Here is a 22469-nt window from a genome sequence, read left to right on the forward strand (position 1 = left end):
TCGACATATTCTTAATGGTTTTATGGGCTTTGTCCACTGCCTAGCGATAGCGAAAGCCCTGCTTCTCCGCCTCCATCCAGGGCGGCGAAAGACGGGCAATTTTTTTATACACAGGGCAGCCCGGCTTATGGGTGCCGGGCAGATAGCCGATGCTCATCAGGAATTCACCCACGATCTCCCCACCCATGAATAGATATTGTTTGCGGAACAGCTTGACCCATTCAGCCTTGCCCAGCGGATGATGCGCCGCGATCCAGCGGGCAAACCCGCGATGGCTTTTGCGCAGCGCAATCGTGCGTTTCGCGTTTTCGATAATTGCAAAAACCTTAAGCCGGTTGCGTATGATAGCCGGATCGGCCAGCAAACGCTTCACATCACGCGCGCCATAGGCGGCGACCTTGGCGGGCATAAAGCGATTAAACGCCTTATTCATGCCCTTGCGGCGTTTGAGCACAATTTCCCATGAAAGACCCGCCTGCATGATTTCAAGCGACATGCGCTCGAACAGCACACGTTCGTTATCAACCGGGAAGCCGTATTCCCGCTCATGATAATCGCCGTGCACGGGGTGGCCGGGCGCAATATCGCAATACCAGCCCATGCCCGTTACATTGCCTTTGCCAGTTCGCGGAACGAAATGACATCGGATTTCACAAGCCCGAACACAACAAGCCAGATCACGGCCGCCAGCAGTGTTGTGTACAGCAACTTGCGCTTGATGCCGTGGCGGACAGGCGCGCCCGGCATCTGGCCTTCCACATGTTCGGATTGGTCCGGCTGCCGCACACCAAAAGGCAGCGTGCAAAAGATCGCCGTCCACCAGATCATGAGGTAAAGGGCAACACCGTCAAAAACGGTCATCACACCCTCGTGATATGGACTTCGGTCAAGGGCTTCTTGCCCTGCTCGTCTTTCATGATGCGGCGCACGGCCTGCATAACCGTGTGCGCGACCGCCTTATCGTCTATGCGGGTGGATTTCGGCATATTCTCGATCGCCACCTCTATCGCGGTTACAACATCGTCCAGAAGATCCATATCGGCTTCGGCGCCTACAATGCCAAGCAGCGAAACCTTGGGCCGTCCCACGACCTTGCCACCCTTGTTCATAACCATGGAGACCATGGCGGCGCCGTTAAAAAGTATGCGCTTCCGGTCCTTCATCACGTTGTTATTCAACGGGCGCAACGCCTTGCCGTCCATACCCAGCCGGCCGTGCTGCACTTCGCCCGCCACAAAGGCCTTGCCGCCCTTGATGCTGATGATCTGGCCATTGGTCGGGATCAGAGATTGCTTGATGCCGCAGCGCTTAATGAGCTCGACATGCGCAGTCTGGTGCCTAAGCTCGCCATGTACCGGGATCACGATCTTGGGCTGGACCCATTCATACAGCTGGGTCAGCTCGTCCTGCGCCGGGTGGCCGGAAACATGCACGCCCGGCATTTCGTTTTCCGTGATGATCTGCACGCCGATATCAAGCAAGGCGTTTTGCACCCGCGCGATCGGCTTTTCGTTACCGGGAATTTCCTTGGACGAATAAATCACCGTATCGCCCGCTTCCAGCTCAAGCTCCTGATGTTCACCAGCCGCAAGGCGTGTAAGCGCAGCGCGCACCTCGCCCTGGCTGCCGGTACATACATAAACCGCCTTGTTGCGCGGCAAAAGCGCACCATCGCGGTCGCTCAGGAAATTCCGGAACTCCGGCAAATAGCCGCACGTATCGGCGATTTCCGTGTTGCGCCACAACGAACGGCCCACCAGCACAAGTTCGCGCTTGTTTTTCGCAGCCGCCACGGCGGCGCTTTGCACGCGCGCGATGTTGCTGGAAAAACATGTAACGATAATGCGTTTCTTGATCTGCCCGAAAAGATTGATGAACGTCTCGCGCACGGTTTTTTCGGAACCCGAATGCCCCGGCACGGTCGCGTTGGTGGAATCGCCCACAACCGCAAGCACGCCTTGCTTGCCCAGCTCCATAAGCCGGTTGATGTTGCTTGCCTTGCCCACCTGCGGCGCGGGATCGAGCTTCCAATCCCCGGTATGCAAGACCGTTCCATGCTTGGTCGTAATAGCAAGCATGTTGGATTCGGGGATCGAATGCGTGACATTGACAAATTCAACGGCAAAGGGCCCGAGCGAGAATTTGCCGTTAATCGGCAATTCAATAATACGCACTTTTCCGTGCACGTTGCTTTCGGCCAGCTTGCTGCGTATCAGCTCGGCCGTAAACGGCGTCGCATAAATCGGGCATTGCAGTTTCGACCAAAGATATTCGATCGCGCCCAAATGATCTTCATGGCCGTGGGTAACAACCAGCGCAACCAGATCGTTCCTGCGTTCCTCGATAAACGTAATATCGGGCATGATCACTTCGATGCCCGGCGTGGTTTCATCGCCGAACGTCACGCCGCAATCGACCATGAGCCATTTACCGCTCACGCCGTACAGGTTCATGTTCATGCCGATTTCGCCCGAACCGCCAAGCGGCAGGAACCACAAGGCGTCATCCGGCGGGCTATGCTGGTCTTTTTTACGGCTCATGCTGCTTTTGCCTTGCTGTTGCGTTCATGGATAATTTGCAGCCCGCGCAGGGTAAGGTCTTTATCAACCAGGCCGATCGCATCGGTCGCGTCCGCGAACAGGCTGGCGAGCCCGCCGGTCGCGATCACCTCGGCTCCCTTGCCCACTTCCTGCTTCATGCGGGAAATCAACCCTTCGATCATACCAATATAGCCCCAGAAAATACCGGATTGCATGGCAGAAACCGTGCCGGTGCCGATAACCTTTTGCGGCCGGGCAAATTCAACGCGCGGCAGGCGCGCGGCAGCATTATGAAGCGCATGCAGCGAAAGATGCGGCCCCGGCGCGATCACGCCGCCCGCGTAGTCCCCTTCGGCATTGACCACATCGATCGTCGTTGCCGTGCCAAAATCAAGGATCAGCAGCGGCGGCTTTTTTATGGCAAGCCCGGCAATAGCGTTCACGAGCCTGTCGGCCCCCACCTCGTCCGGCTGGTCCATCACGACCTTCATGTCGATCTTGACGTCCGGTATGCCGACCATCATCGGCTTGATGCCAAGAAAATCCCGGCACAGACCGTGCAAATGATATGTCACTTCGGGCACGACATTGCTGATAACGGCATGCAAAAGCTTTTTGCGATCAATCCCGGCTTCGTACAGCCAGGTTTGCAGAAATACGAAATGTTCGTCCGCCGTACGCTGGGCGTTGGTCGCGCTGCGCCAGCTGCCGAGCAGCTTGCTGCCGTCAAAGACGGCAAAGACAATATTGGTATTTCCGGCATCAATCGCTAGCAGCATTACGCATTATCCCGAAAGAACACATCGCCCGCGGCGACCGTTTGCCTGCTGCCATCCGGCATTTGCAGGCAGAGATTTCCGCTTTCATCAAGGTCAAGGAAACGCCCCTGCAGCTCACGGTCGGGCAGGCGTACAATCATACGCTCATCGCGGCCCGCCGCGCAATGCAGCCAGTCCGCCCGGATAGCCGCAAAACCGCCAGATTCCAGCCTTTGCCGCCATGCGGCGAAGGCATCCAGTATGCGCCGCAAAAGCGGCTCAAGCCCAAACTTTTCTGCCGCCAGCCCGGTTACCGCAAGGCTGGTCGCGGGGTAGGGCATATCCGCCGGGTGATCCAGCACATTCACGCCAAAACCGATGACCAGCCAGCCATCGCCCTGTTCTGGCAAAATGCCGGCGATCTTTTTTCTATCCAGCAGCACATCGTTCGGCCACTTAACGGCCACCCGGCCCGGCAGCAGACCCGCAAGCGCATCATGGATCGCCAGCGACATCGCAAAGGCATAATGCGCCGCCATTACTTGCCCGCCCGGCCGTATCAGCAGGGAGGCAAAAAGATTGCCTTGCGGCGAAATCCAGCTTCGTCCCCGGCGGCCCCGCCCGCCCGTTTGCCTCAAGGCCCACGCCACGAAGCCATCCGGTTCGCCCGCCTTGGCGGCGGCGATGGCATCATCGTTCGTGGTGGCCGTGGTCGCCAGTTTATTGATACGGAAGGCCTGCGGCGTCATCGCCTACTGCGCCGCCAACAGGCTGGCGGCCGCCCGCTGCGCGGCATTGATGATGGGCACAGGCGCAAAACAGAACAGCATGATGTAGAACGCGCTTACCGACAAAACCGCGCGCAGGGAAAATTCCGGCACCGGGTCAATTGCCACCTTCGCTTCATCAAAATACATCAGCTTGATAATGCGCAGATAGTAATAGGCCGATACCGCGCTCATCAGTACGCCAATGATCGCAAGCTGGTACATTCCGGCCTCGATCGCCGGCATGAACACGAAAAACTTGCCGAAGAAGCCGGCCAGCGGCGGCACACCGGCGAGCGAGAACATGAAAATCACCATCGCCAGCGCCAGCATGGGGCGTGATTTAGACAGGCCCGCGAGATCCTCGATCTTCTCGATCATCTGCCCCTTGTGGCGCAGGCAAAGAATTACGCCGAAAGCACCGAGCGAATTGATGAAATAGACCGCCATATATATCAGCACGCCTTGCACGCCTTCGATCGTGCCGGGGGCCAGGCCGACAAGCGCGAAGCCTATATGGCCGATCGAACTGTAAGCCATCAGGCGCTTGATGTTGGTCTGCCAAATGGCGGTAAAACTGCCGATAATCATCGAAGCGATGGATGCAAAAACAACGATTTGCTGCCACTGCCCGGCCATCCCGGCAAAGGGCTCCATCAGCACGCGCACCAAAAGCGCCGTCGCGGCAACCTTGGGCGCGGCCGCAAAGAAGGCGGTAACGGGCGTGGGCGAACCTTCATAAACGTCCGGCGTCCACATATGGAAGGGCACGGCGGCGATCTTGAAGGCCAGCCCGGCCACGATAAAGACCAGTCCGAAGATAACGGCCATCTGCGGCGCGGTTTCTTCGCCCACAACCGAGCGCAAGACATCGAAATTGGTGGTGCCGGTAAAACCGTAAATCAGCGAAACGCCGTACAGCAACACGCCGGATGAAAGCGCCCCCAGCACAAAATATTTCAGCCCCGCTTCCGCTGCGCGCGCATCGTCGCGCTTGAAAGCCGCCAGCACGTAAAGCGCCAGGCTTTGCAGTTCAAGCCCCACATAAAGCGCAAGCATATCGTTGGCCGAAACCATGAGCATCATGCCAAGCGTCGCCAGCATGATAAGCACGGGATATTCCGGTTGCGCGATACGGGCGCGCTCGTTATAGCCCCAGGAAAGCATGACCGCCAACGCCGCGCCGACAAGCACGACGACTTTCACGAATTTCGCGAAGCTGTCATGCACGAACATACTGTTGAACACGACATAGCGCATGCCTTCCATCTGGGAAACGATACACGCCGCCGCCAGCATGACGGCGACCGCGAGCACGCCCACCAGACGCGCCGATTTATTGCCCCCGAACACGCCAAGCATCAGCAAGAGCATGGCTGCAACGGCCATCAAAAGTTCGGGCGCCAGAACAACGAGTGCGAGCGGTGAATTCATTGCAAGCCCCCGGGGCCAAACTGGGCATGGTAGGTTGTGATGACCTTATCGAGTGTTGGCGCCATAATGTCCTTGAAGCTGGCCGGGTAAATACCCATCCACAAAATCAGGCCGATCATGGGCAGGAACATCGCGTATTCGCGCCAGTTGAGATCAGGCATGGCAGCGGCGTCCGGCTTATCAGACGGGCCGTAAAACACGCGCCGGTAAAGCCAAAGCATATAGGCGGCCCCAAGGATGACGCCGACGGCCGCCAACAACGCCACCCAGGTATTGACCAGATACGCGCCCTGCATGCTTAGAAACTCGCCCACAAAACCGCTGGTACCCGGCAAACCGACCGAAGCCAGCATAAAGACCATAAAGGCGAAGGCGTAATGCGGCATGTTATTGGCGAGGCCGCCGTAGCGCGCGATTTCGCGCGTGTGCAACCGGTCATAGATCACGCCAACGCACAGGAACAGTGCCGAGGAAACCACGGTGTGCGAAAGCATCACGAACATCGCGCCTTCAAGCCCTTGCGTGTTCATGGTGAAGATGCCGAGCGTGACATAGCCCATATGCGCCACGGAAGAATAGGCAATCAGCTTTTTTAAATCCTGCTGCACCAGCGCGACCAGTGATGTGTAAATGATGGCGATGATGCTGAGTGCAAAAACAAGGTCCGTGAAATAGGCACTGGCTTCCGGCAGCATCTGGATCGAAATGCGGATCAGGCCATAGCCGCCCATCTTCAACAGCACGCCCGCCAGCATAACCGAACCCGCCGTCGGTGCTTCCACATGCGCAAAAGGCAGCCATGTATGCAACGGCCACATGGGCGCCTTCACGGCAAAGGAAGCGAAGAAAGCCAGCCACAGCCACATTGCCATGTCGCGCGGAAAAACCGGGTTCGCGATCATCACGGTCATGTCGGTCGTGCCCGCGTGGAAACACATGGCGATCAGCGCAACCAACATGAGCACGGAGCCGACAAAGGTATAAAGGAAGAATTTATACGCGGCATAAACGCGTCCCGGCCCGCCCCATACGCCGACAATCAGGAACATCGGGATCAGCACCGCTTCAAAGAATAGATAGAACAAGATGAAATCGAGCGCGGTGAACATGCCGATCATCATGGTTTCAAGCAGCAGCAGCGCGATCATGAATTCCTTGGTGCGCTTGGTGATACCGCTAAAGGCCGAAAGCACACAAATCGGCGTCAGGAACGTGGACATCAGCACGAACCAGAACGAAACGCCGTCAACGCCCTTGTGATAGGCCATGCCCCATTTCGGGATCCACGGAACTTTTTCGACCAGCTGGAAGCCGGTATCGGAAGGATCAAAATATTTCAGCAGCAGAAGCGAAACCGCGAAGGTAACAAGCGAAACCGCGAGCGCCAGATATCGCGAAAGCGCGGTTTTACGCTCATCACTGCCGTTCACGAACAGCAGGATCAGCAACGCGCCAAGCGTGGGCAAAAAGGTTACGACGCTAAGAATGGGCCAGGAAACCATGTTACGCCCTCACCCAGAACCATGTCATGATCACCGCAAGGCCAATCACCATTGCAAAGGCATAGTGATAGACATAGCCGGTCTGCAGCGCGCTCGCGCGCTTCGCCAGCCTCTGCACCAGTGCGGCGATACCGTTGGGGCCAAGCCCGTCGATGATCATGTCGTCGCCGACCTTCCAGAACAGCCGCCCCAGCCGGTTGGCATTACGCACAAAAACGAAATCGTAAATTTCGTCGAAATAGTATTTGTTGAACACAAGCCGGTAGATGCCGCCAAGCCCGCTTGCGATCTTCGCGGGCAGACCCGGCCACACCACATAAAACAGATATGCAAACACGATGCCCGCAACCGCAATGCCGACAGGCAGTATCTTTGCCCATTCCGGTGCATGGTGCGCCGCTTCCAGCGTATCGTTCGGCGCCAGCACACGTATGGCCTGCCGCCAGAATTCACCGCGCTCGTGGCCGACAAAAAGCTCATAGCCGAAATACCCGGCTGCCACGGCCCCGGCCGCCAGCGGCAAAAGCGGGCCGAGCATGATCCAAGGGCTTTCATGCGCATGATCAAGCGTGTGACGATCCATCCGCGGCTTGCCGTGGAAGGTCAGCAACAGAAGGCGCCATGAATAGAATGCGGTCATGAAGGCTGCGGCAACGCCAAGCCAATAAGCCGTTTCCCCGAACCAGCTATGGTCGGCATAGGCGGCTTCTAGAATCATATCCTTGGAATAGAAACCCGCCATGCCGAACACGCCGGGTATGCCAACACCCGCGAGCGCGAGCGAACCGATCCACATGAGCGCATAGGTCCACGGGATTTTCTTCCAGATACCGCCCATCTTGCGCATGTCCTGCTCGCCCGACAGCGCATGGATCACCGAGCCGGCCCCGAGGAACAAAAGCGCCTTGAAGAAAGCGTGCGTCATAAGGTGGAAAATACCGGCGGAATAGGCGGAAACACCGAGCGCGAAGAACATATAACCAAGCTGGCTCATGGTCGAATAAGCGATCACGCGCTTGATATCGAATTGCGTCAGCCCGATTGTGGCGGCAACAATGGCCGTCAGCGCGCCCACGACCGTCACAACCATCAGCGCCACGGGCGCGTATTCAAATAGCGGCGAAAGCCGTGCCACCATGAACACGCCAGCCGTTACCATTGTGGCGGCATGAATCAGCGCGGAAACAGGGGTCGGGCCTTCCATTGCGTCCGGCAACCATGTGTGCAGCCCCAGCTGCGCCGATTTGCCCATCGCGCCCACGAACAAAAGCAGGCAAATGGTCGTCAGCGCAGGCACGGCGTGACCGAGGAACATAAAGCTCACATCCGCCATTTCAGGCGCGCGGGCAAAAATGGTCGCAAACTCGATGGAATTAAAAACCATGTAGCAACCGAATATACCAAGCACGAAGCCGAAATCGCCGACCCGGTTGACAAGAAACGCCTTGATCGAAGCCTTGTTCGCGCTGTCTTTTTCATACCAGAAATTGATCAGCAGGTAGGAAGCAAGCCCCACCCCTTCCCAACCAAAGAACATCTGCAGCAGGTTGTCACCCGTCACCAGCATGAGCATGAAAAAGGTAAAGAGGCTGAGGTAAGCCATGAAGCGCGGCTTGCTGTGATCGTGGCTCATATAGCCAACCGAATACAGGTGAACCATCGCCGAAACGCCGTTAACGACAACAAGCATCACCGCCGTCAGCGTATCGAGCTTGATCGCCCAGTTGACCGTAAGGTCGCCAGAATTGATCCAGGGAAACAATTGGTGCAACCGCGCGTTGCCCTCAAGCGCCACATCCTTGAAGATTGCGATTGAGGCCGTAGCCGCAATCAAAACGCCAGCGCAGGTGATAAGCTGCGCGCCGCGGTCGCCCAACCGGCGGTTCAGCAGCCCGGCGATAATGGCCCCGGCAAGCGGAGCGAAAACGGCGGCATAATCCATCCAGACCGGCATGTTCCTAGCCCTTCATCTGGTTGATATCCTCAACCGCGATGCTTTCACGGTTGCGGAAGTAAACGACAAGGATGGCAAGGCCGATGGCCGCCTCGGCCGCAGCGACGGTAAGAACGAACATCGTGAATACCTGCCCGAGCAAATCGTTCAACGCCACGGAAAAGGCAACGAAGTTGATGTTCACGGCCAGCAGCATCAACTCGATCGACATCAGGATGATGATGACGTTTTTGCGGTTGATGAAAATGCCGAAAACGCCGATCGTAAACAAAATGGCGGCAACGATAAGAAAATGGGGAAGCCCAACGGGCAAGGCATGCATATCCATCACGATACCCCCTTCCCGCTTTCGACCTGTCTGATCTCGACCGTTTCATTCCGCCTGCGCGCAAGCTGCTGCTGCAGCTTCTGCCGCCGCACATCCGGCTTGTGGCGCAACGTCAGCACGATAGCGCCGATCATCGCGACCAGAAGCACAAGCCCGGAAACCTGGAACGGGTAGATATAGCTTGTGTATAAAACGCGGCCGATAGCGACGGTGTTTTCAACGCCCGGCGCTTCGGCTTCCGATACCGGCACAATGCCGTCGGCATCCGGCCCGGCCCCGTAGGTCGCCAGCCCCATGCCAAGTTCGGCAAGGATAATAAGCCCGACCAGAGCGCCGATAGGCATGTAGCTCAGGAACCCGTGGCGCAGTTCGCGGAAATCGATATCGAGCATCATGACGACAAAAAGGAAAAGCACCGCGACCGCGCCGACATAAACGATCACCAGGATCATGGCGATAAATTCCGCGCCCATAAGCACGAAAAGCCCGGCCGCATTAAAGAAACACAACACAAGAAACAGCACGGCATGCACGGGGTTGCGCGCGGCAATCACCATCAATGCCGCCGCAACCAGCACGGCGGAAAAAAGGTAAAAAACAAGGCCGGGAAGTATTTCCATCCTGTTACGTTCCTCGCTTACCGGTATGGCGCATCGGCGGCAAGATTGGCCGCAATCTCGGCCTCCCACCTGTCGCCATTCGCCAGCAGCTTGTCTTTGTTATAAAGAAGCTCTTCGTGCGTCTCGGTCGCATATTCGAAGTTCGGCCCCTCCACGATCGCATCGACCGGGCAAGCTTCCTGGCACAGCCCGCAATAGATGCACTTGGTCATATCAATATCATAGCGCGTGGTGCGGCGGCTGCCGTCTTCGCGCGGCTCGGCCTCGATCGTAATCGCCTGCGCGGGGCACACGGCTTCGCAAAGCTTACAGGCAATACAGCGCTCCTCGCCATTCGGATAACGGCGCAATGCGTGTTCGCCGCGAAAACGCGGGCTCAACGGCCCTTTTTCATAAGGGTAATTGATGGTCACGCGCGATTTGAAAAGATAGGAGAAGGTCAATGCAAGACCCTGCACAATCTCGATCAGGAACAACCGTTTGCTGTCTTGGAGAAACGACATCACATCCTCACAATACCCGCGTGGCCGCGATAAGCACGACCCACACAAGCGATAGCGGAAGGAAAAGCTTCCAGCCGATCCGCATCAGCTGGTCATAACGGTAACGCGGCAGCGCCGCACGCACCCACAGAAACAGGAACAGCACAAAACATATTTTCAGCACGAACCAGATAAAACCCGGCACATAGGTAAACGGCTCGATATAAAACGGCGGCAGCCAGCCACCAAGGAACAATATGGTGGTGACCGCGCTCAGTAAAATCATGTTGGCGTATTCGCCAAGGAAGAACAGCGCGAAGCTCATGGACGAATATTCGGTATTAAACCCGCCCACCAGTTCGGATTCGCTTTCCGGCAAATCGAATGGGTGGCGGTTTGTTTCCGCCAGCGCCGAAATAAAGAACACGACCGCCATCGGGAATAAAAGCGGCAACCCGACCGGCCAGCCTTCGGGCGCGAACAATTTGAAGGCAAACCAGCCATCCTGCTGCGCCAGAATAATGGCGTTTAAGTTCAACGAACCGCTCATCAGCAGCACGGTGATGATCACAAGGCCGATGGAAACTTCATAGCTGACCATCTGCGCCGCCGAACGCAGACCGCCGAGGAAAGAATATTTGGAATTGGATGACCAGCCGGCGATAATGATGCCGTAAACACCGAGCGATGAAATCGCGAACAGATAAAGAATGCCTACATTAATGTCGGCCAGCACCAAACCGGCATCGAACGGCACCACGGCCCATGCAGAAAGCGCGAGGAAAAAGGTCAGCACCGGCGCGCCGATAAACAAAACCGGGTTAGCGCCCGAAGGAATAATGGTTTCCTTGCCCAAAAGCTTGATGCCATCGGCGATGGGTTGCAGCAAGCCGATGGGCCCCACCACGTTCGGCCCCTTGCGGAGCTGCATCGCCGCCAGCACCTTGCGTTCGGCATAGGTCAGGTACGCGACTCCTATCAACACCACGACAACGATGGCGGCAATGCACCCGACCATAATAGCGGGCTGCATTAGATAGTTTTGCCAAATCTCGAGAAGCGTCATTCCGCCGCCTCCGCCTGTATGCCGCCATCAAGCATGGCGACGCATTGCGCCATGGTGGGGGAAGCACGGCAAATGCTGTTGGTCATATAGAAACCTGCGTGATCGAGCGTCGGCACGAATGGCGCGTCATCAATTGCGCCTTCGGTGCCGAACGGCTGCCAAGCGACCGGTGTCATCTCCGCGATGTGCGCGAACACGGGGCTTGCCTGCTGCATCGCTTGCCTGAGGGCGGCAAGGTTATCATACGGCAACTTGTGTCCGGCAAATTCAGAAAGCGCGCGGATGATCTTCCAATCTTCCCGCGCTTCGCCCGGCGGAAAAGCAGCCTGCCGCGCACGCTGAGGGCGGCCTTCGGTGTTTACATAAATCGCGTTCTTTTCCGTATAGGCCGCGCCCGGCAAAATCACATCGGCACGGTGTGCGCCGCGGTCGCCATGATGACCCTGATACACGACGAAGCATGTTCCAAGCTTGTCCGTATCAATTTCGTCAGCGCCAAGCAGCCACAAAACATCCAACCCGCCCTGCCCTGCGGCATCGACGATTTGCTGCGTGGTCATGCCGCCTTGTTGCGGCAAAAAGCCAAGCTCAAACCCGCCAACGCGCGCAGCCGCGAGTTGCAGAACGTTAAAACCGTTCCAGTCATCGCGCACGACATTGAATTTCGCGGCAATCTTGCAAGCGGCCGCCTGCAGCGCCTTGCCATCCTTGCGCGCCAGCGCACCGGCGCCAAGAATGACCATGGGGTTGCGCGCGCTGCGCATGATGTTGAAAAATTCGCCCTTTTCGTTCAGCAGGTCGTGTATGGCCTGCCCGCCCGTCCCCAGATGCCGGTAGGGGTATGTCAGATCAACAGGCTCGCCGATCAACGCGACGCGCATTCCGCCCTGCAGCCAGCGCTTGCGGATCCGGGCGTTGACGAGCGTGGCTTCATAGCGCGGGTTGCAACCGATAAGCAGAACGGCATCCGCCTGCTCGATCCCCGCGATACCGCTGTTGAACAGGTAGCCGGCGCGCTGCGAAACGTCATAGGTTGCGCCATCCTGCCTGCAATCGATGTTGGGCGAACCAAGTGTGCCCATAAGCTGCTTCAGCGCAAACATGCTTTCGCAATCCGCCATATCGCCCGCGAGCGCGCCGATGCGTTTGCCGTCGGCACCCTTCAGGCGCGCGGCCACGGCCGCGAAGGCTTCCTGCCACGTGGCGGGTTGCAATTTGCCGTCCCGCCGCACATAGGGGCGGTCGAGCCGCTGGCGCTTCAGCCCGTCGCAAGCGAAGCGGGTTTTATCGTTGATCCATTCTTCGTTCACGTCTTCATTCAAGCGCGGCAGAATGCGCATGACCTCGGCCCCGCGCGTATCCACGCGTATGCTGCAACCGACCGCATCCATCACATCGACCGTCTCGGTCTTTTGCAATTCCCACGGCCGGGCTTCAAACGCATAAGGCTTGTTGGTCAGCGCGCCCACAGGGCAAACATCGATCAGGTTGCCGGAAAGCTCGGACGTGATCGCCTGCTCGACATAGGTCGTGATCTCAAGATGGTCGCTGCGGTTGATGCCGCCCAGCACGGGCGTGCCTGCAATTTCGTCGATAAAGCGGATGCAGCGGGTGCACTGGATACAGCGCGTCATGGCGGTGCCGATCAACGGGCCGAAATTCTTGTCTTCGACCGCGCGCTTGTTTTCCGCAAAGCGGCCACGGTCAAAGCCATAAGCGACCGCCTGATCCTGCAAATCGCACTCGCCGCCCTGATCGCAAATCGGGCAATCAAGCGGGTGGTTAATCAGCAGCATTTCCATGACATTCTTGCGGGCGCGCTTGACCACATCGGTTTCGGTGCGCACGACCATGCCGTCGGCGCAGGGCAGCGCGCAGCTCGCTTGCGGCTTCGGCGTCTTTTCGACTTCGACAAGGCACATGCGGCAATTGCCGGGAACGCTAAGTTTGTCGTGATAGCAAAAACGGGGAATTTCGATGCCAAGCTGCTCGCACGCCTGCAGCACGGATGTACCGGGCACGACCTCGATTTCGGTGTTGTTGATGCTCAGTTTCGGCATAGGTTCATATCCATGAATCTCAATGCTTTATAATGCAACGCCGATTCACGCAAAAGCGGCGATTTCCAATTATCTTTCAAGCCGTTCATTTATGTCACACCAAACTTATCCACAGGCATCGGTAATCGCGTAAAGCATCACACCTGTCGCGACCGCGAGGTTGAGCGAGTCCGCACGCCCCCGCATAGGTATTTTGACCAGCGTATCGCACGCCTTGGCCATGTTTTCGGGCAAACCGGATTGTTCATTCCCGATCAGCAACAAAATCGGCTTGCGGTATTTCGGGGCTCTGTAGCCCTGCTTGGCCTGCAAATGGGTGCCAACGACCATTCCCGGCCATTTGGAACGCCATACCAAGAATTCATCGCAAGAACACCTGATAAGCTTCTGATTAAAAATGGACCCCATGCTCGCCCTCACAACTTCAATTGAGAACGGATCGCATACCTCGCCGATCAGGATCACGCCATCAGCGCCAGCCGAATCGGCTGTACGAATCACGGTGCCAAGATTGCCGGGGTCGCGCACTCCTTCCAGCGCTACCCAAATACCCGCTTTATGTGCGGCGATACCCGCCAGATCGCCCTGATGCTGGTCAAAAATGCCGATCACGCTTTGCGGGTTGCCGCGGCCTGTCAGCTTTTCCATCACCTTGCGGCTGACTTCAAGGCACGAACCTTTTGTGCCCATTGCGCCGCGCAAACGTTCCACATGCTTGTTGCCGCCCATGTCATCCAGATAAACGAGCGTGCGGGGAACAAAACCCTGCTCCTGCGCATCCAGAAGCGTGCGAATGCCTTCGGCCACAAATTGTTTTGCCTGCGTGCGGTATTTACGCACGAACAGGCTCGCGATCTGCTTGATCTGCGGGTTCGCCGTGCTGGTTATGCTTTTAACGCTCATCGTGCTGACCATGTGCTGTAAAGTGCGGTGCCAATAAGCCGCTTTTTACTTTTTTCCTCGATCGCCAGTTCGCCGCTTTCGATTTTGCCCGGCATATCGCCAAGAACATCTTGCATCAAGCCGTGCAGCGAAAGGAAGGAAGCCCGAATGCTATAGGCCGTCAGCATCAGGAACAGCGGCTTTTCGCCGAGCAACTTGCGGCAATCTTTCAGCATCTGCGGCAGGTGATCGAACAGCTCCCATTTTTCCCCCTTCGGGCCGCGGCCGAACTTGGGCGGGTCGAGAATAATGCCGTCATACTGCGCGCCGCGCCTCACCTCGCGCGCCACGAATTTTTGCGCGTCATCGCAAATCCAGCGCACCGAACGTTCGTCCTGCCCGCTGGCCTGCTGGTTATCCTTGGCCCACTGGATCGCTTTCTTGGAAGCATCCAGATGCGTAATTTCGGCCCCCGCTTGCGCCGCGATCAGCGAAGCCACGCCGGTATAGGCGAACATGTTCAAAATCCGCACCTTGCGTCCCGCGCCGCGTATCGCTTGCGCCATCTGCTCCCATTGCAAATGCTGTTCCGGGAAAACGCCCATATGGCGAAACGCCGTGAACCGGCCGAGGAATTTCACGCCGCTATATTCCATCGGCCATGTTTCGGCCGGCTTGCCGCGGTATTTCCAGCGGCCCGCATCATCATCGTCGGTTGACGCGAATACGGCATCGGCCTTGCCCCATTCCGCCTGCGCCAATGCTGGCTCCCACATCGCCTGCGGTTCCGGGCGCACAACGGTATAGCGGCCGTACTTTTCAAGCTTAAGCCCGCCGCCGCTATCCAGCAGCGCATAATCGGGCCACCCGGCGGTGACCAGTAATTTTGGGTTTGCATCCGGCATGGAGATCAGGCGGCCGCCTGGGATTGTTTGCGGTATTGCTCGATCCGCTCAATCATCATCGGACGGAAATGACGAATAAGCCCCTGAATGGGCCATGCCGCCGCATCGCCGTGCGCGCAAATGGTATGACCTTCGATTTCCTTAGTGACTTCCAGCAGCGTATCGATTTCATCGACCGTGGCGTTGCCCTTCACCATGCGCTGCATCACGCGCCAGAGCCAGCCCGTGCCTTCACGGCACGGCGTGCACTGGCCGCAGCTTTCATGCATGTAAAAATAGCTGAAGCGTGCAATGGCATAGATTACGTCGGTTCCCTTTTCCATCACGATCACACCGGCGGTACCGAGGCTTGAATTGATCGCCCGCAGGCTGTCGAAATCCATCAGCGCGGTTTCGCACAATTCTTTTGGCAAAATAGGGGTCGAAGAGCCGCCCGGCACGACCGCGAGCAGGTTATCCCACCCGCCGCGCACGCCGCCCGCATGCCTTTCAATCAGCTCTTTCATCGGCACGCCCATCGCCTCCTCAACGTTGCAAGGCTGGTTGACGTGGCCGGAAATGCAAAAGATCTTGGTGCCGGAATTCTTCGGCCGCCCGATGCCCGCGAACCATTCCGCCCCGCGACGCAAAATTTCCGGCACAACCGCAATGGTTTCAACATTGTTCACGATGGTGGGGCAGGCATAAAGCCCGGCCATGGCGGGGAACGGCGGCTTGTTGCGCGGCTGGCCCTTCTTGCCTTCGATGCTTTCCAGTAAAGCGGTTTCTTCCCCGCAAATATAGGCGCCCGCGCCGCGATGCAGGTAAATATCGAAATCCCAGCCGCTTTTGGCCGCGTTGCGGCCCAAAAGCCCCGCAGCATAGGCCTCATCAATCGCCTGCTGAATGTGCGAAGCTTCGTTATAAAACTCGCCGCGAATGTATATGTAGCAAACATGCGCGTTGATCGCGAAACCGGAAATCAGGCAGCCTTCCAGCAAGCGGTGCGGATCGAAACGCAGAATATCGCGGTCCTTGCATGTGCCGGGCTCTGACTCGTCCGCGTTCACAACAAGGTAGCGTGGCCGTTCGCCCATATGTTTGGGCATGAACGACCACTTCATTCCCGTGGGAAAACCCGCGCCGCCGCGCCCGCGCAGCCCTGAATTTTTCACATCCTCGATAATCGCATCCTTGCCCTTGGCGATGATCGCTGCCGTGTTGTCCCAGATACCGCGTTTGCGCGCGCCTTCAAGGTTCCACGGCTCGAACCCGTACAGATTGGTGAATATGCGATCTTTATCGTCGAGCATCACCCGGCCTTCCTGTTCTTCAAGCTTGTCGGACCGTTCTGCGCGCATGAACCGCGCCGCCCGGTCTGGGAACCCACCGAAATTTCGCGGCCCGCCGCCAGATCGTCGATCAGTCTGCCCATCAGCTGGGGCGAAAGATCTTCAAAATAATCGTCATTCACCTGCACCATGGGCGCATTGACGCATGCACCAAGGCATTCAACCTCGGTCACCGAGAATTTTCCGTCTTCCGTGGTTTCGCCGGGGCCAATGCCCAGCTTTTCCTTGCAGACGCGCTTGATGTCGTCCGAACCGCGCAGCCAGCATGGCGTAGTCGTGCAAACCTGTATGAAGTTCCGGCCAACCGGATGCTTGTTAAACATGGTGTAGAAGGTCGCGACCTCATAGACCTTGATGCGCGGCATTTCCAGCATATCGGCCACATAATCCATCGCCGCGCGCGGCAGCCAGTTATCGTGCTGCCGCTGCGCGATATCGAGCAAGGGGATCACGGCGCTCGCTTGCCGCCCTTCCGGGTATTTCGCGATAATTTTCTTCGCCTGCTCAAAGTTTTCAGGCGTAAAGACAAAAGCTTTTTCCGCAGCGGCGCTCACCGGTCGATCTCCCCGAACACAATATCCATGCTGCCAACGATCGCGACGGTATCGGCCAGCAAATGCCCGCGGCACATAAAATCCGTACCCTGCAAATGCGCAAAACCGGGCGCGCGTATTTTGCAGCGATACGGCTTGTTGGTGCCATCGGAAACGAGATAGACCGCAAATTCGCCTTTTGGCGCTTCCACGGCGGTGTAGGTTTCACCTTCCGGCACGTGATAGCCTTCGGTGTATAGCTTAAAGTGATGGATCAACGCTTCCATCGATTTCTTCATTTCGGTACGCGGCGGCGGCGCGATCTTGCGGTCGTCGGTCTTGATCGGGCCATCCATGCGCGGCAATTCGTGCAGGCACTGCCGAATGATCTTCCATGCCTGCTTCATTTCCTCGATACGCACGATATAACGCGCATAGCAATCGCCGGTCAGCCCAACGGGCACATCGAATTCCATTTTGCCATAAACATCATAGGGCTGCGATTTACGCAAATCCCACGCGACGTTCGAAGCGCGCAACATCGGACCCGAAAAACCCCAATCCAGCGCCTGTTCCTTTGTCACAATCCCGACATCGACCGTACGCTGTTTGAAAATGCGGTTATTGGTCAGCAGGCTTTCAACATCCGCCAGGAATTTAGGGAAACGCTCGGTCCACGCCCACATATCGTCGGCGAGGCCGGCGGGCAAATCCTGATGCACGCCGCCCGGACGGAAATAATTCGCATGCATGCGCGCGCCCGAAACGCGCTCATAAAATTCCATCAGCTCTTCACGCTGCTCGAACCCCCAAAGCGAAGGCGTCACGGCGCCAACGTCTATCGCGAAGGTCGTGATATTCAGGATGTGGTTCAGGATACGCGTCACTTCCGCGAACAGCACACGGATATATTGCGCACGCAGCGGCGGCGTAATTTTCAGAAGCTTCTCGACCGCCAGCGCGAAGGCGTGCTCCTGGCACATGGGCGAAACGTAATCGAGCCGGTCGAAATACGGCACCGCCTGCAGATAGGTTTTGTATTCGATCAGCTTTTCTGTGCCGCGATGCAAAAGGCCGATATGCGGATCGGCGCGCTCGACAACCTCGCCGTCCATCTCAAGGATCAGACGCAGCACGCCGTGCGCGGCCGGATGCTGCGGCCCGAAATTCATGGTGAAGGGGCGGGTCTTTTTTCCGCTCTGTTCTTCTGTCGCAGGCTGTTGTGCCTTTGCCGTGCTCATGATTTCTCCGCAGGCTTGGCCTTGGGGTTCACGGCTTTTTCATCGCCGGGGAGCATAATATCGGTCATCCCTTCCCAGGGGCTGAGAAAATCAAAATTACGAAAATCCTGCACCAGCTTTACGGGTTCATAGACAACGCGCTTCTGTTCGTCGTCATAACGCACCTCGACATAGCCCGTAAGCGGAAAATCCTTGCGCAGCGGGTGCCCTTCAAAACCGTAATCGGTCAGGATGCGGCGCAGATCGGGGTTGCCGGAAAAGGTCACGCCGTACATATCCCACGTTTCGCGCTCGAACCATGCGGCGGCGCTGTAAAGTTCGGCGACCGACGGCACGGACGTCTGCTCGTCCGCCGTAACCTTAATGCGCACGCGATGGTTCTGGCGCAGGCTAAGCAGGTTATAAACCACATCGAACCGTTCGGGCCGTTCCGGGTAATCGGCCCCGCAAATATCCATCAATTGCTGCAGCATGGTGCGCGGGTCGTCACGCAATTGGCGCAAAACCTTTGTTATGCTTTCGCGCTTGACCGTAATGCACAGCTCACCGAGCGCGATTTCGGTCTCGAGCAGATCCTGCCCCAAAAGGCTGCGCATACCGTCAGCAAGTTCCTGCAGGCGTGCTTCGGATTCTGTGTGCATATTCGTCATGGCCGGTCTAGCGCGCGATCTTGCTGCGGCCGCGTATTTTGCGGTGCAATTGCATAATGCCGTAAAGCAGCGCTTCCGCCGTCGGCGGGCAGCCGGGCACATAGATATCGACCGGAACCACGCGATCGCAACCGCGCACAACCGAATAGGAATAATGGTAATAACCGCCGCCATTCGCGCAGCTACCCATGGATATCACCCAGCGCGGCTCAGGCATCTGGTCATAAACTTTGCGCAGCGCAGGCGCCATTTTGTTGCACAGCGTGCCGGCGACGATCATGACATCCGACTGGCGCGGCGAGGCGCGCGGCATCATGCCGAAGCGGTCGAGGTCATAACGGCTCATATAGACGTGGATCATCTCGACCCCGCAGCAGGCAAGCCCGAACGTCATCGGCCACATCGAACCCGTGCGCGCCCAGTTCAGCAAATCGTCGAACTTGGTCAGCAGGAAGCCCTTGTCTTCCACCACCTCGCCCAAACGCGCGGCCAGCGCATCAGCGCCGGTGACGGGTTCGCCGAACTCTGGTTGCTTGATCACTCCCACTCAAGCGCTCCCTTCTTCCATTCATATATAAACCCGATAGTCAGAACGCCAAGGAACGCAACCATGGACCAGAACCCGAACAGGCCGATATCGCCCAGCGTAACGGCCCAGGGAAACAGGAACGCGACCTCGAGATCGAAAATAATGAAAAGGATCGCCACGAGGTAAAAGCGTACATCGAACTTGTGACGGGCATCCGAAAACGCCTCGAACCCGCATTCGTAGGCAGAAAGCTTCTCGCTATCAGGCTTTTGCTTCGCGATGATGAAGGAAAGCGCAACAGCCGCGCAGGCCACGACAAGCGCAATGCCGATAAACAACAGGATCGGCAGATAGGATATGACAAGCTCGCTGGCCATGATTGCCCGCTGTTGGGTTTCTGGAAACGACGAATCTAACAGACCGAAGGTGAGCCTTTGGGCGTGTAAAATCAAGGCCATACAATAAATTCTTGGCCGGAATATGATCTATTGTGGCGTTAAGAATACTTCGCAATGAAAGTGGCGCGAGTGACGGGACTTGAACCCGCGGCCTCCGGCGTGACAGGCCGGCGCTCTAACCAACTGAGCTACACCCGCAAAGTTCGGCCAACGGGGCCGAGGCGCAGGTGATAGGGCAAAATTGCCAGCTATGTCAAATAAATATGGATTAAACGCGAAACCGTTTATAAAACAAAGCCCAAGACTAGGTTCACCCAATTCACTTGTTTTCCGGCTATTTAGCCCCCATGCCCCTGCAACCGCACCACTGGCTTCTCGTTTTTGCCCTGTTTCTGACCGGCGTCGCACATCTTGCCCTGTTGCCGCCGTTCGAGGGGTATGACGAAACCATGCATTATTCGAGCATCCAGCAGATTGCGACGACAGGGAAAATCCCCTTTTACGGCGAGGCAAAAATCAGCCAAACAGTCGTAGCCTACCGCGATATCGGCCCCATGCCCTACAGCACGAACCGCCCGTTTGAAAATAACGGCGGCATGATATACGAAGCGTTTTTCAGGAACCCGGAGCTGGTTTCGGGCTACAAACAAAATCTTGCCGTGCTGCCGCAAAGTTTCACGCCGGGCGCGGAACTTAATTGGCAAGCCCAGCACCCGCCGCTCTATTACATCCTGATGGCCGCTGTTATAAAACCGCTGGCGACGTTGCCGCTCACGGCGCAATTTTTCTGGCTAAGGCTGGTTTCCTGGATCATCGCGCTCACCGGGCTTGTTATCGGCTTGCGGGCCGCCGCGAAAACAATCCCGCAGGAACCCGGCAACAAACTTATGCTGCTCGGTCTATTGTACCCTTTTTGCGTTCCCGGATTTTTTTCGGAATTTGCCCGTCTCGGCAACGATTCCCTATGCGCACTTCTGTTCGGGACGCTTTGGGTTCTGCTCGTTTCACGGCAAGACCGCCCCTACTCCATGCAACGGCTGTTCGCCATCGGTACCGTGCTAGGCGCAGGTCTGCTGACAAAGGCGTTTTTCCTGCCCATTACCGCGGCAATCGGTATATGGCTTTTGCTTTTACGCAAGGACCCGCTCAAGAGCCGCATCAAAGCATCCATAATATCCATGGGCGTTGCCGGGTTAATCGGCGGTATCTGGCATCTGCATAACATCATCAGCCATGGCAGCCTGAGCGGCGGCAGCGATTTCATAGAACTGGATAATCACGGTGGCTTTTGGGCCGGGCTGGCAACACATTTTTCCTTTTTGGAAGTAATCCGCGGCATGGCGATCATTCCCGCCTCTTGGTTGTGGGCAAGCCCCTGGTCGCTTGCGCGCTGGCCCGATATTTTTTACTTGGTTCTAGCGGTAGCCGGTTTTATGCCCCTTGCGGCTTATACGTTCCAATTGCGCCGCAAGCCCCTATCCGATATCGCATGGCTCCCGGTCTGGCCTGCATTGCTTTTTCTTGCCGGTCTTGGCTATCACGTATTTGTGAATATGGCGTTGACCGGAAAAGGTTCGACCGGCGGCTGGTACCTGCACATCATGGCTCCGGCTATCGCATATGTTTTTGCCGTCGGCCTTGGGAATATTCTTCGTGGCCCCAAACCATGGAAGGCGCTGTTTCTCGGCGGCACGGTCTTTACTGCGGCTTATCACCTTTCCACGCTCTGGGCCCAAACGGCAATGTTTGGGGGCTGTGCCACCAAGGCCGCCGACAAAACCTATGCCTTCGATGACGGCGCTTTCTGTCTTACCGATATTGCTGCCGTCTATCATAACGCCAGCATCATCATCGCGCCCGGTCTGGCCGCCACATGCCTCGTTATTGCGCTTTTAAGCCTGGCTCTGGTATGGATAGCCCAAGGGCGGTTAGCTCAGCGGTAGAGCGTCTCGTTTACACCGAGAGGGCCGGGAGTTCGAACCTCTCACCGCCCACCATTTTCATGCGTTCGCAGCCATAAAAAAGGCCGCCTGCCCCGGCAAAACCGGGAACAGGCGGCCTGATACTTGGGCGTGATTACTTCTTGGCCTTGGCGCCCTTGTTCACGATTTCCTTGAACTGCTTGCCGGCGCGGAACTTCGGCAGGCGCGAAGCCGCAATCTGGATCTGTTCGCCCGTCTGCGGGTTGCGGCCGGTCCCGGCCTTACGCTGCGAAACGTAAAAGTTGCCGAACCCGACGATCCGGACTTCTTCGCCCTTCTTGAGCGTGCTTTCGACAGTGTCGAAGGCGGCTTCGAGAACGGTAGCAATGGCGGCCTTCGAAAGATCGAGGCGGGCAAGGGCTTTGTTGTCTGCAACGGCAGCGATAAATTCATTCTTGTTCATGGGACTCTCCTTAGGTTTTTGCGTTAAACCGGCTACTCAGGGATTGGGCTTTGCTATGCGCACAGGCGCGAATCCCGCAGCCAACCGGGAGAATCCTAGGCTTC

23 protein-coding genes and 2 tRNA genes are annotated in these 22469 nt (G+C 57.1%); 2 read left to right on the forward strand and 23 right to left on the reverse strand.

Features of this window, described 5'->3' with window-relative positions; genetic code table 11:
- Positions 1-40: 40 nt before the first annotated feature.
- From GC131_01885 to GC131_01990, 22 genes are all read right to left on the reverse strand, one after another.
- A complete protein-coding gene (locus GC131_01885; protein MBI1272822.1) occupies positions 41-601 on the reverse strand; it encodes a DNA-3-methyladenine glycosylase I in 561 nt (186 codons plus the stop codon).
- 5 nt (positions 602-606) lie between these two features.
- Positions 607-861: a DUF1467 family protein gene (locus GC131_01890; protein ID MBI1272823.1), complete on the reverse strand. Its 255-nt coding sequence runs from the start codon at positions 859-861 to the stop codon at positions 607-609.
- Entirely contained in the window at positions 861-2540 is a 1680-nt protein-coding gene (locus GC131_01895; GenBank protein ID MBI1272824.1) for an RNase J family beta-CASP ribonuclease, read from the reverse strand. The genes GC131_01890 and GC131_01895 overlap by 1 nt, the downstream gene beginning before the upstream one ends.
- Positions 2537-3319: a type III pantothenate kinase gene (locus tag GC131_01900; protein MBI1272825.1), complete on the reverse strand. Its 783-nt coding sequence runs from the start codon at positions 3317-3319 to the stop codon at positions 2537-2539. The genes GC131_01895 and GC131_01900 overlap by 4 nt, the downstream gene beginning before the upstream one ends.
- A complete protein-coding gene (locus GC131_01905; GenBank protein ID MBI1272826.1) occupies positions 3319-4047 on the reverse strand; it encodes a biotin--[acetyl-CoA-carboxylase] ligase in 729 nt (242 codons plus the stop codon). Before GC131_01905 ends, GC131_01900 begins: the two co-directional genes overlap by 1 nt.
- Positions 4048-4050: 3 nt before the next feature.
- Positions 4051-5499 (reverse strand): NADH-quinone oxidoreductase subunit NuoN, encoded by a 1449-nt coding sequence (nuoN, locus tag GC131_01910; protein MBI1272827.1) that lies wholly within the window; start codon positions 5497-5499, stop codon positions 4051-4053.
- Positions 5496-7001: an NADH-quinone oxidoreductase subunit M gene (locus GC131_01915; GenBank protein ID MBI1272828.1), complete on the reverse strand. Its 1506-nt coding sequence runs from the start codon at positions 6999-7001 to the stop codon at positions 5496-5498. The genes nuoN and GC131_01915 overlap by 4 nt, the downstream gene beginning before the upstream one ends.
- 1 nt (position 7002) lies before the next feature.
- Positions 7003-8943 (reverse strand): NADH-quinone oxidoreductase subunit L, encoded by a 1941-nt coding sequence (gene nuoL / locus GC131_01920; protein MBI1272829.1) that lies wholly within the window; start codon positions 8941-8943, stop codon positions 7003-7005.
- Positions 8944-8959: 16 nt separating this feature from the next.
- The gene (gene nuoK / locus GC131_01925; protein ID MBI1272830.1) at positions 8960-9268 is read right to left on the reverse strand and encodes an NADH-quinone oxidoreductase subunit NuoK; all 309 of its coding nucleotides are present in this window, start codon (positions 9266-9268) and stop codon (positions 8960-8962) included.
- Positions 9269-9282: 14 nt separating this feature from the next.
- Positions 9283-9903 (reverse strand): NADH-quinone oxidoreductase subunit J, encoded by a 621-nt coding sequence (locus GC131_01930; GenBank protein MBI1272831.1) that lies wholly within the window; start codon positions 9901-9903, stop codon positions 9283-9285.
- A 17-nt stretch (positions 9904-9920) separates the two neighbouring features.
- Positions 9921-10406, reverse strand: coding sequence for an NADH-quinone oxidoreductase subunit NuoI (nuoI, locus tag GC131_01935; protein ID MBI1272832.1), 486 nt, complete (start codon positions 10404-10406; stop codon positions 9921-9923).
- A gap of 7 nt (positions 10407-10413) precedes the next feature.
- Positions 10414-11451 carry an NADH-quinone oxidoreductase subunit NuoH gene (nuoH, locus tag GC131_01940; protein MBI1272833.1) on the reverse strand — a complete coding sequence of 346 codons (1038 nt, stop codon included), beginning with the start codon at positions 11449-11451 and terminating at the stop codon, positions 10414-10416.
- Entirely contained in the window at positions 11448-13511 is a 2064-nt protein-coding gene (locus GC131_01945; GenBank protein ID MBI1272834.1) for an NADH-quinone oxidoreductase subunit G, read from the reverse strand. Before GC131_01945 ends, nuoH begins: the two co-directional genes overlap by 4 nt.
- A 105-nt stretch (positions 13512-13616) precedes the next feature.
- Positions 13617-14414, reverse strand: coding sequence for an RNA methyltransferase (locus GC131_01950; GenBank protein MBI1272835.1), 798 nt, complete (start codon positions 14412-14414; stop codon positions 13617-13619).
- Positions 14411-15298, reverse strand: coding sequence for a class I SAM-dependent rRNA methyltransferase (locus GC131_01955; protein MBI1272836.1), 888 nt, complete (start codon positions 15296-15298; stop codon positions 14411-14413). Before GC131_01955 ends, GC131_01950 begins: the two co-directional genes overlap by 4 nt.
- A gap of 5 nt (positions 15299-15303) precedes the next feature.
- On the reverse strand, positions 15304-16590 hold the full coding sequence (gene nuoF, locus GC131_01960) for an NADH-quinone oxidoreductase subunit NuoF (protein ID MBI1272837.1): 1287 nt from the start codon (positions 16588-16590) through the stop codon (positions 15304-15306).
- Entirely contained in the window at positions 16590-17183 is a 594-nt protein-coding gene (gene nuoE / locus GC131_01965) for an NADH-quinone oxidoreductase subunit NuoE (protein MBI1272838.1), read from the reverse strand. The genes nuoF and nuoE overlap by 1 nt, the downstream gene beginning before the upstream one ends.
- Positions 17180-18403 carry an NADH-quinone oxidoreductase subunit D gene (locus GC131_01970; GenBank protein MBI1272839.1) on the reverse strand — a complete coding sequence of 408 codons (1224 nt, stop codon included), beginning with the start codon at positions 18401-18403 and terminating at the stop codon, positions 17180-17182. Before GC131_01970 ends, nuoE begins: the two co-directional genes overlap by 4 nt.
- Entirely contained in the window at positions 18400-19053 is a 654-nt protein-coding gene (locus GC131_01975; protein ID MBI1272840.1) for an NADH-quinone oxidoreductase subunit C, read from the reverse strand. Before GC131_01975 ends, GC131_01970 begins: the two co-directional genes overlap by 4 nt.
- Positions 19054-19060: 7 nt before the next feature.
- Positions 19061-19546 carry an NADH-quinone oxidoreductase subunit B gene (locus GC131_01980; GenBank protein MBI1272841.1) on the reverse strand — a complete coding sequence of 162 codons (486 nt, stop codon included), beginning with the start codon at positions 19544-19546 and terminating at the stop codon, positions 19061-19063.
- A gap of 44 nt (positions 19547-19590) precedes the next feature.
- On the reverse strand, positions 19591-19959 hold the full coding sequence (locus tag GC131_01985; GenBank protein MBI1272842.1) for an NADH-quinone oxidoreductase subunit A: 369 nt from the start codon (positions 19957-19959) through the stop codon (positions 19591-19593).
- Positions 19960-20101: 142 nt separating this feature from the next.
- Positions 20102-20178, reverse strand: a tRNA-Asp gene (locus tag GC131_01990).
- Between the two features lie 149 nt (positions 20179-20327).
- On the opposite strand from GC131_01990, the gene GC131_01995 reads away from it, so the two are divergent.
- Both GC131_01995 and GC131_02000 read left to right on the forward strand, forming a co-directional pair.
- Positions 20328-21923, forward strand: a complete 1596-nt coding sequence (locus GC131_01995) for a hypothetical protein (protein ID MBI1272843.1) — start codon at positions 20328-20330, stop codon at positions 21921-21923.
- Positions 21903-21977, forward strand: a tRNA-Val gene (locus GC131_02000). The genes GC131_01995 and GC131_02000 overlap by 21 nt, the downstream gene beginning before the upstream one ends.
- Before the next feature lie 79 nt (positions 21978-22056).
- Here the strand turns inward: GC131_02000 and GC131_02005 are convergent.
- Positions 22057-22365, reverse strand: a complete 309-nt coding sequence (locus GC131_02005; GenBank protein MBI1272844.1) for a DNA-binding protein HU — start codon at positions 22363-22365, stop codon at positions 22057-22059.
- Positions 22366-22469 lie beyond the last annotated feature (104 nt).

Source organism: Alphaproteobacteria bacterium (assembly GCA_016124955.1).
GTDB lineage: Bacteria > Pseudomonadota > Alphaproteobacteria > UBA9219 > RFNS01 > RI-461.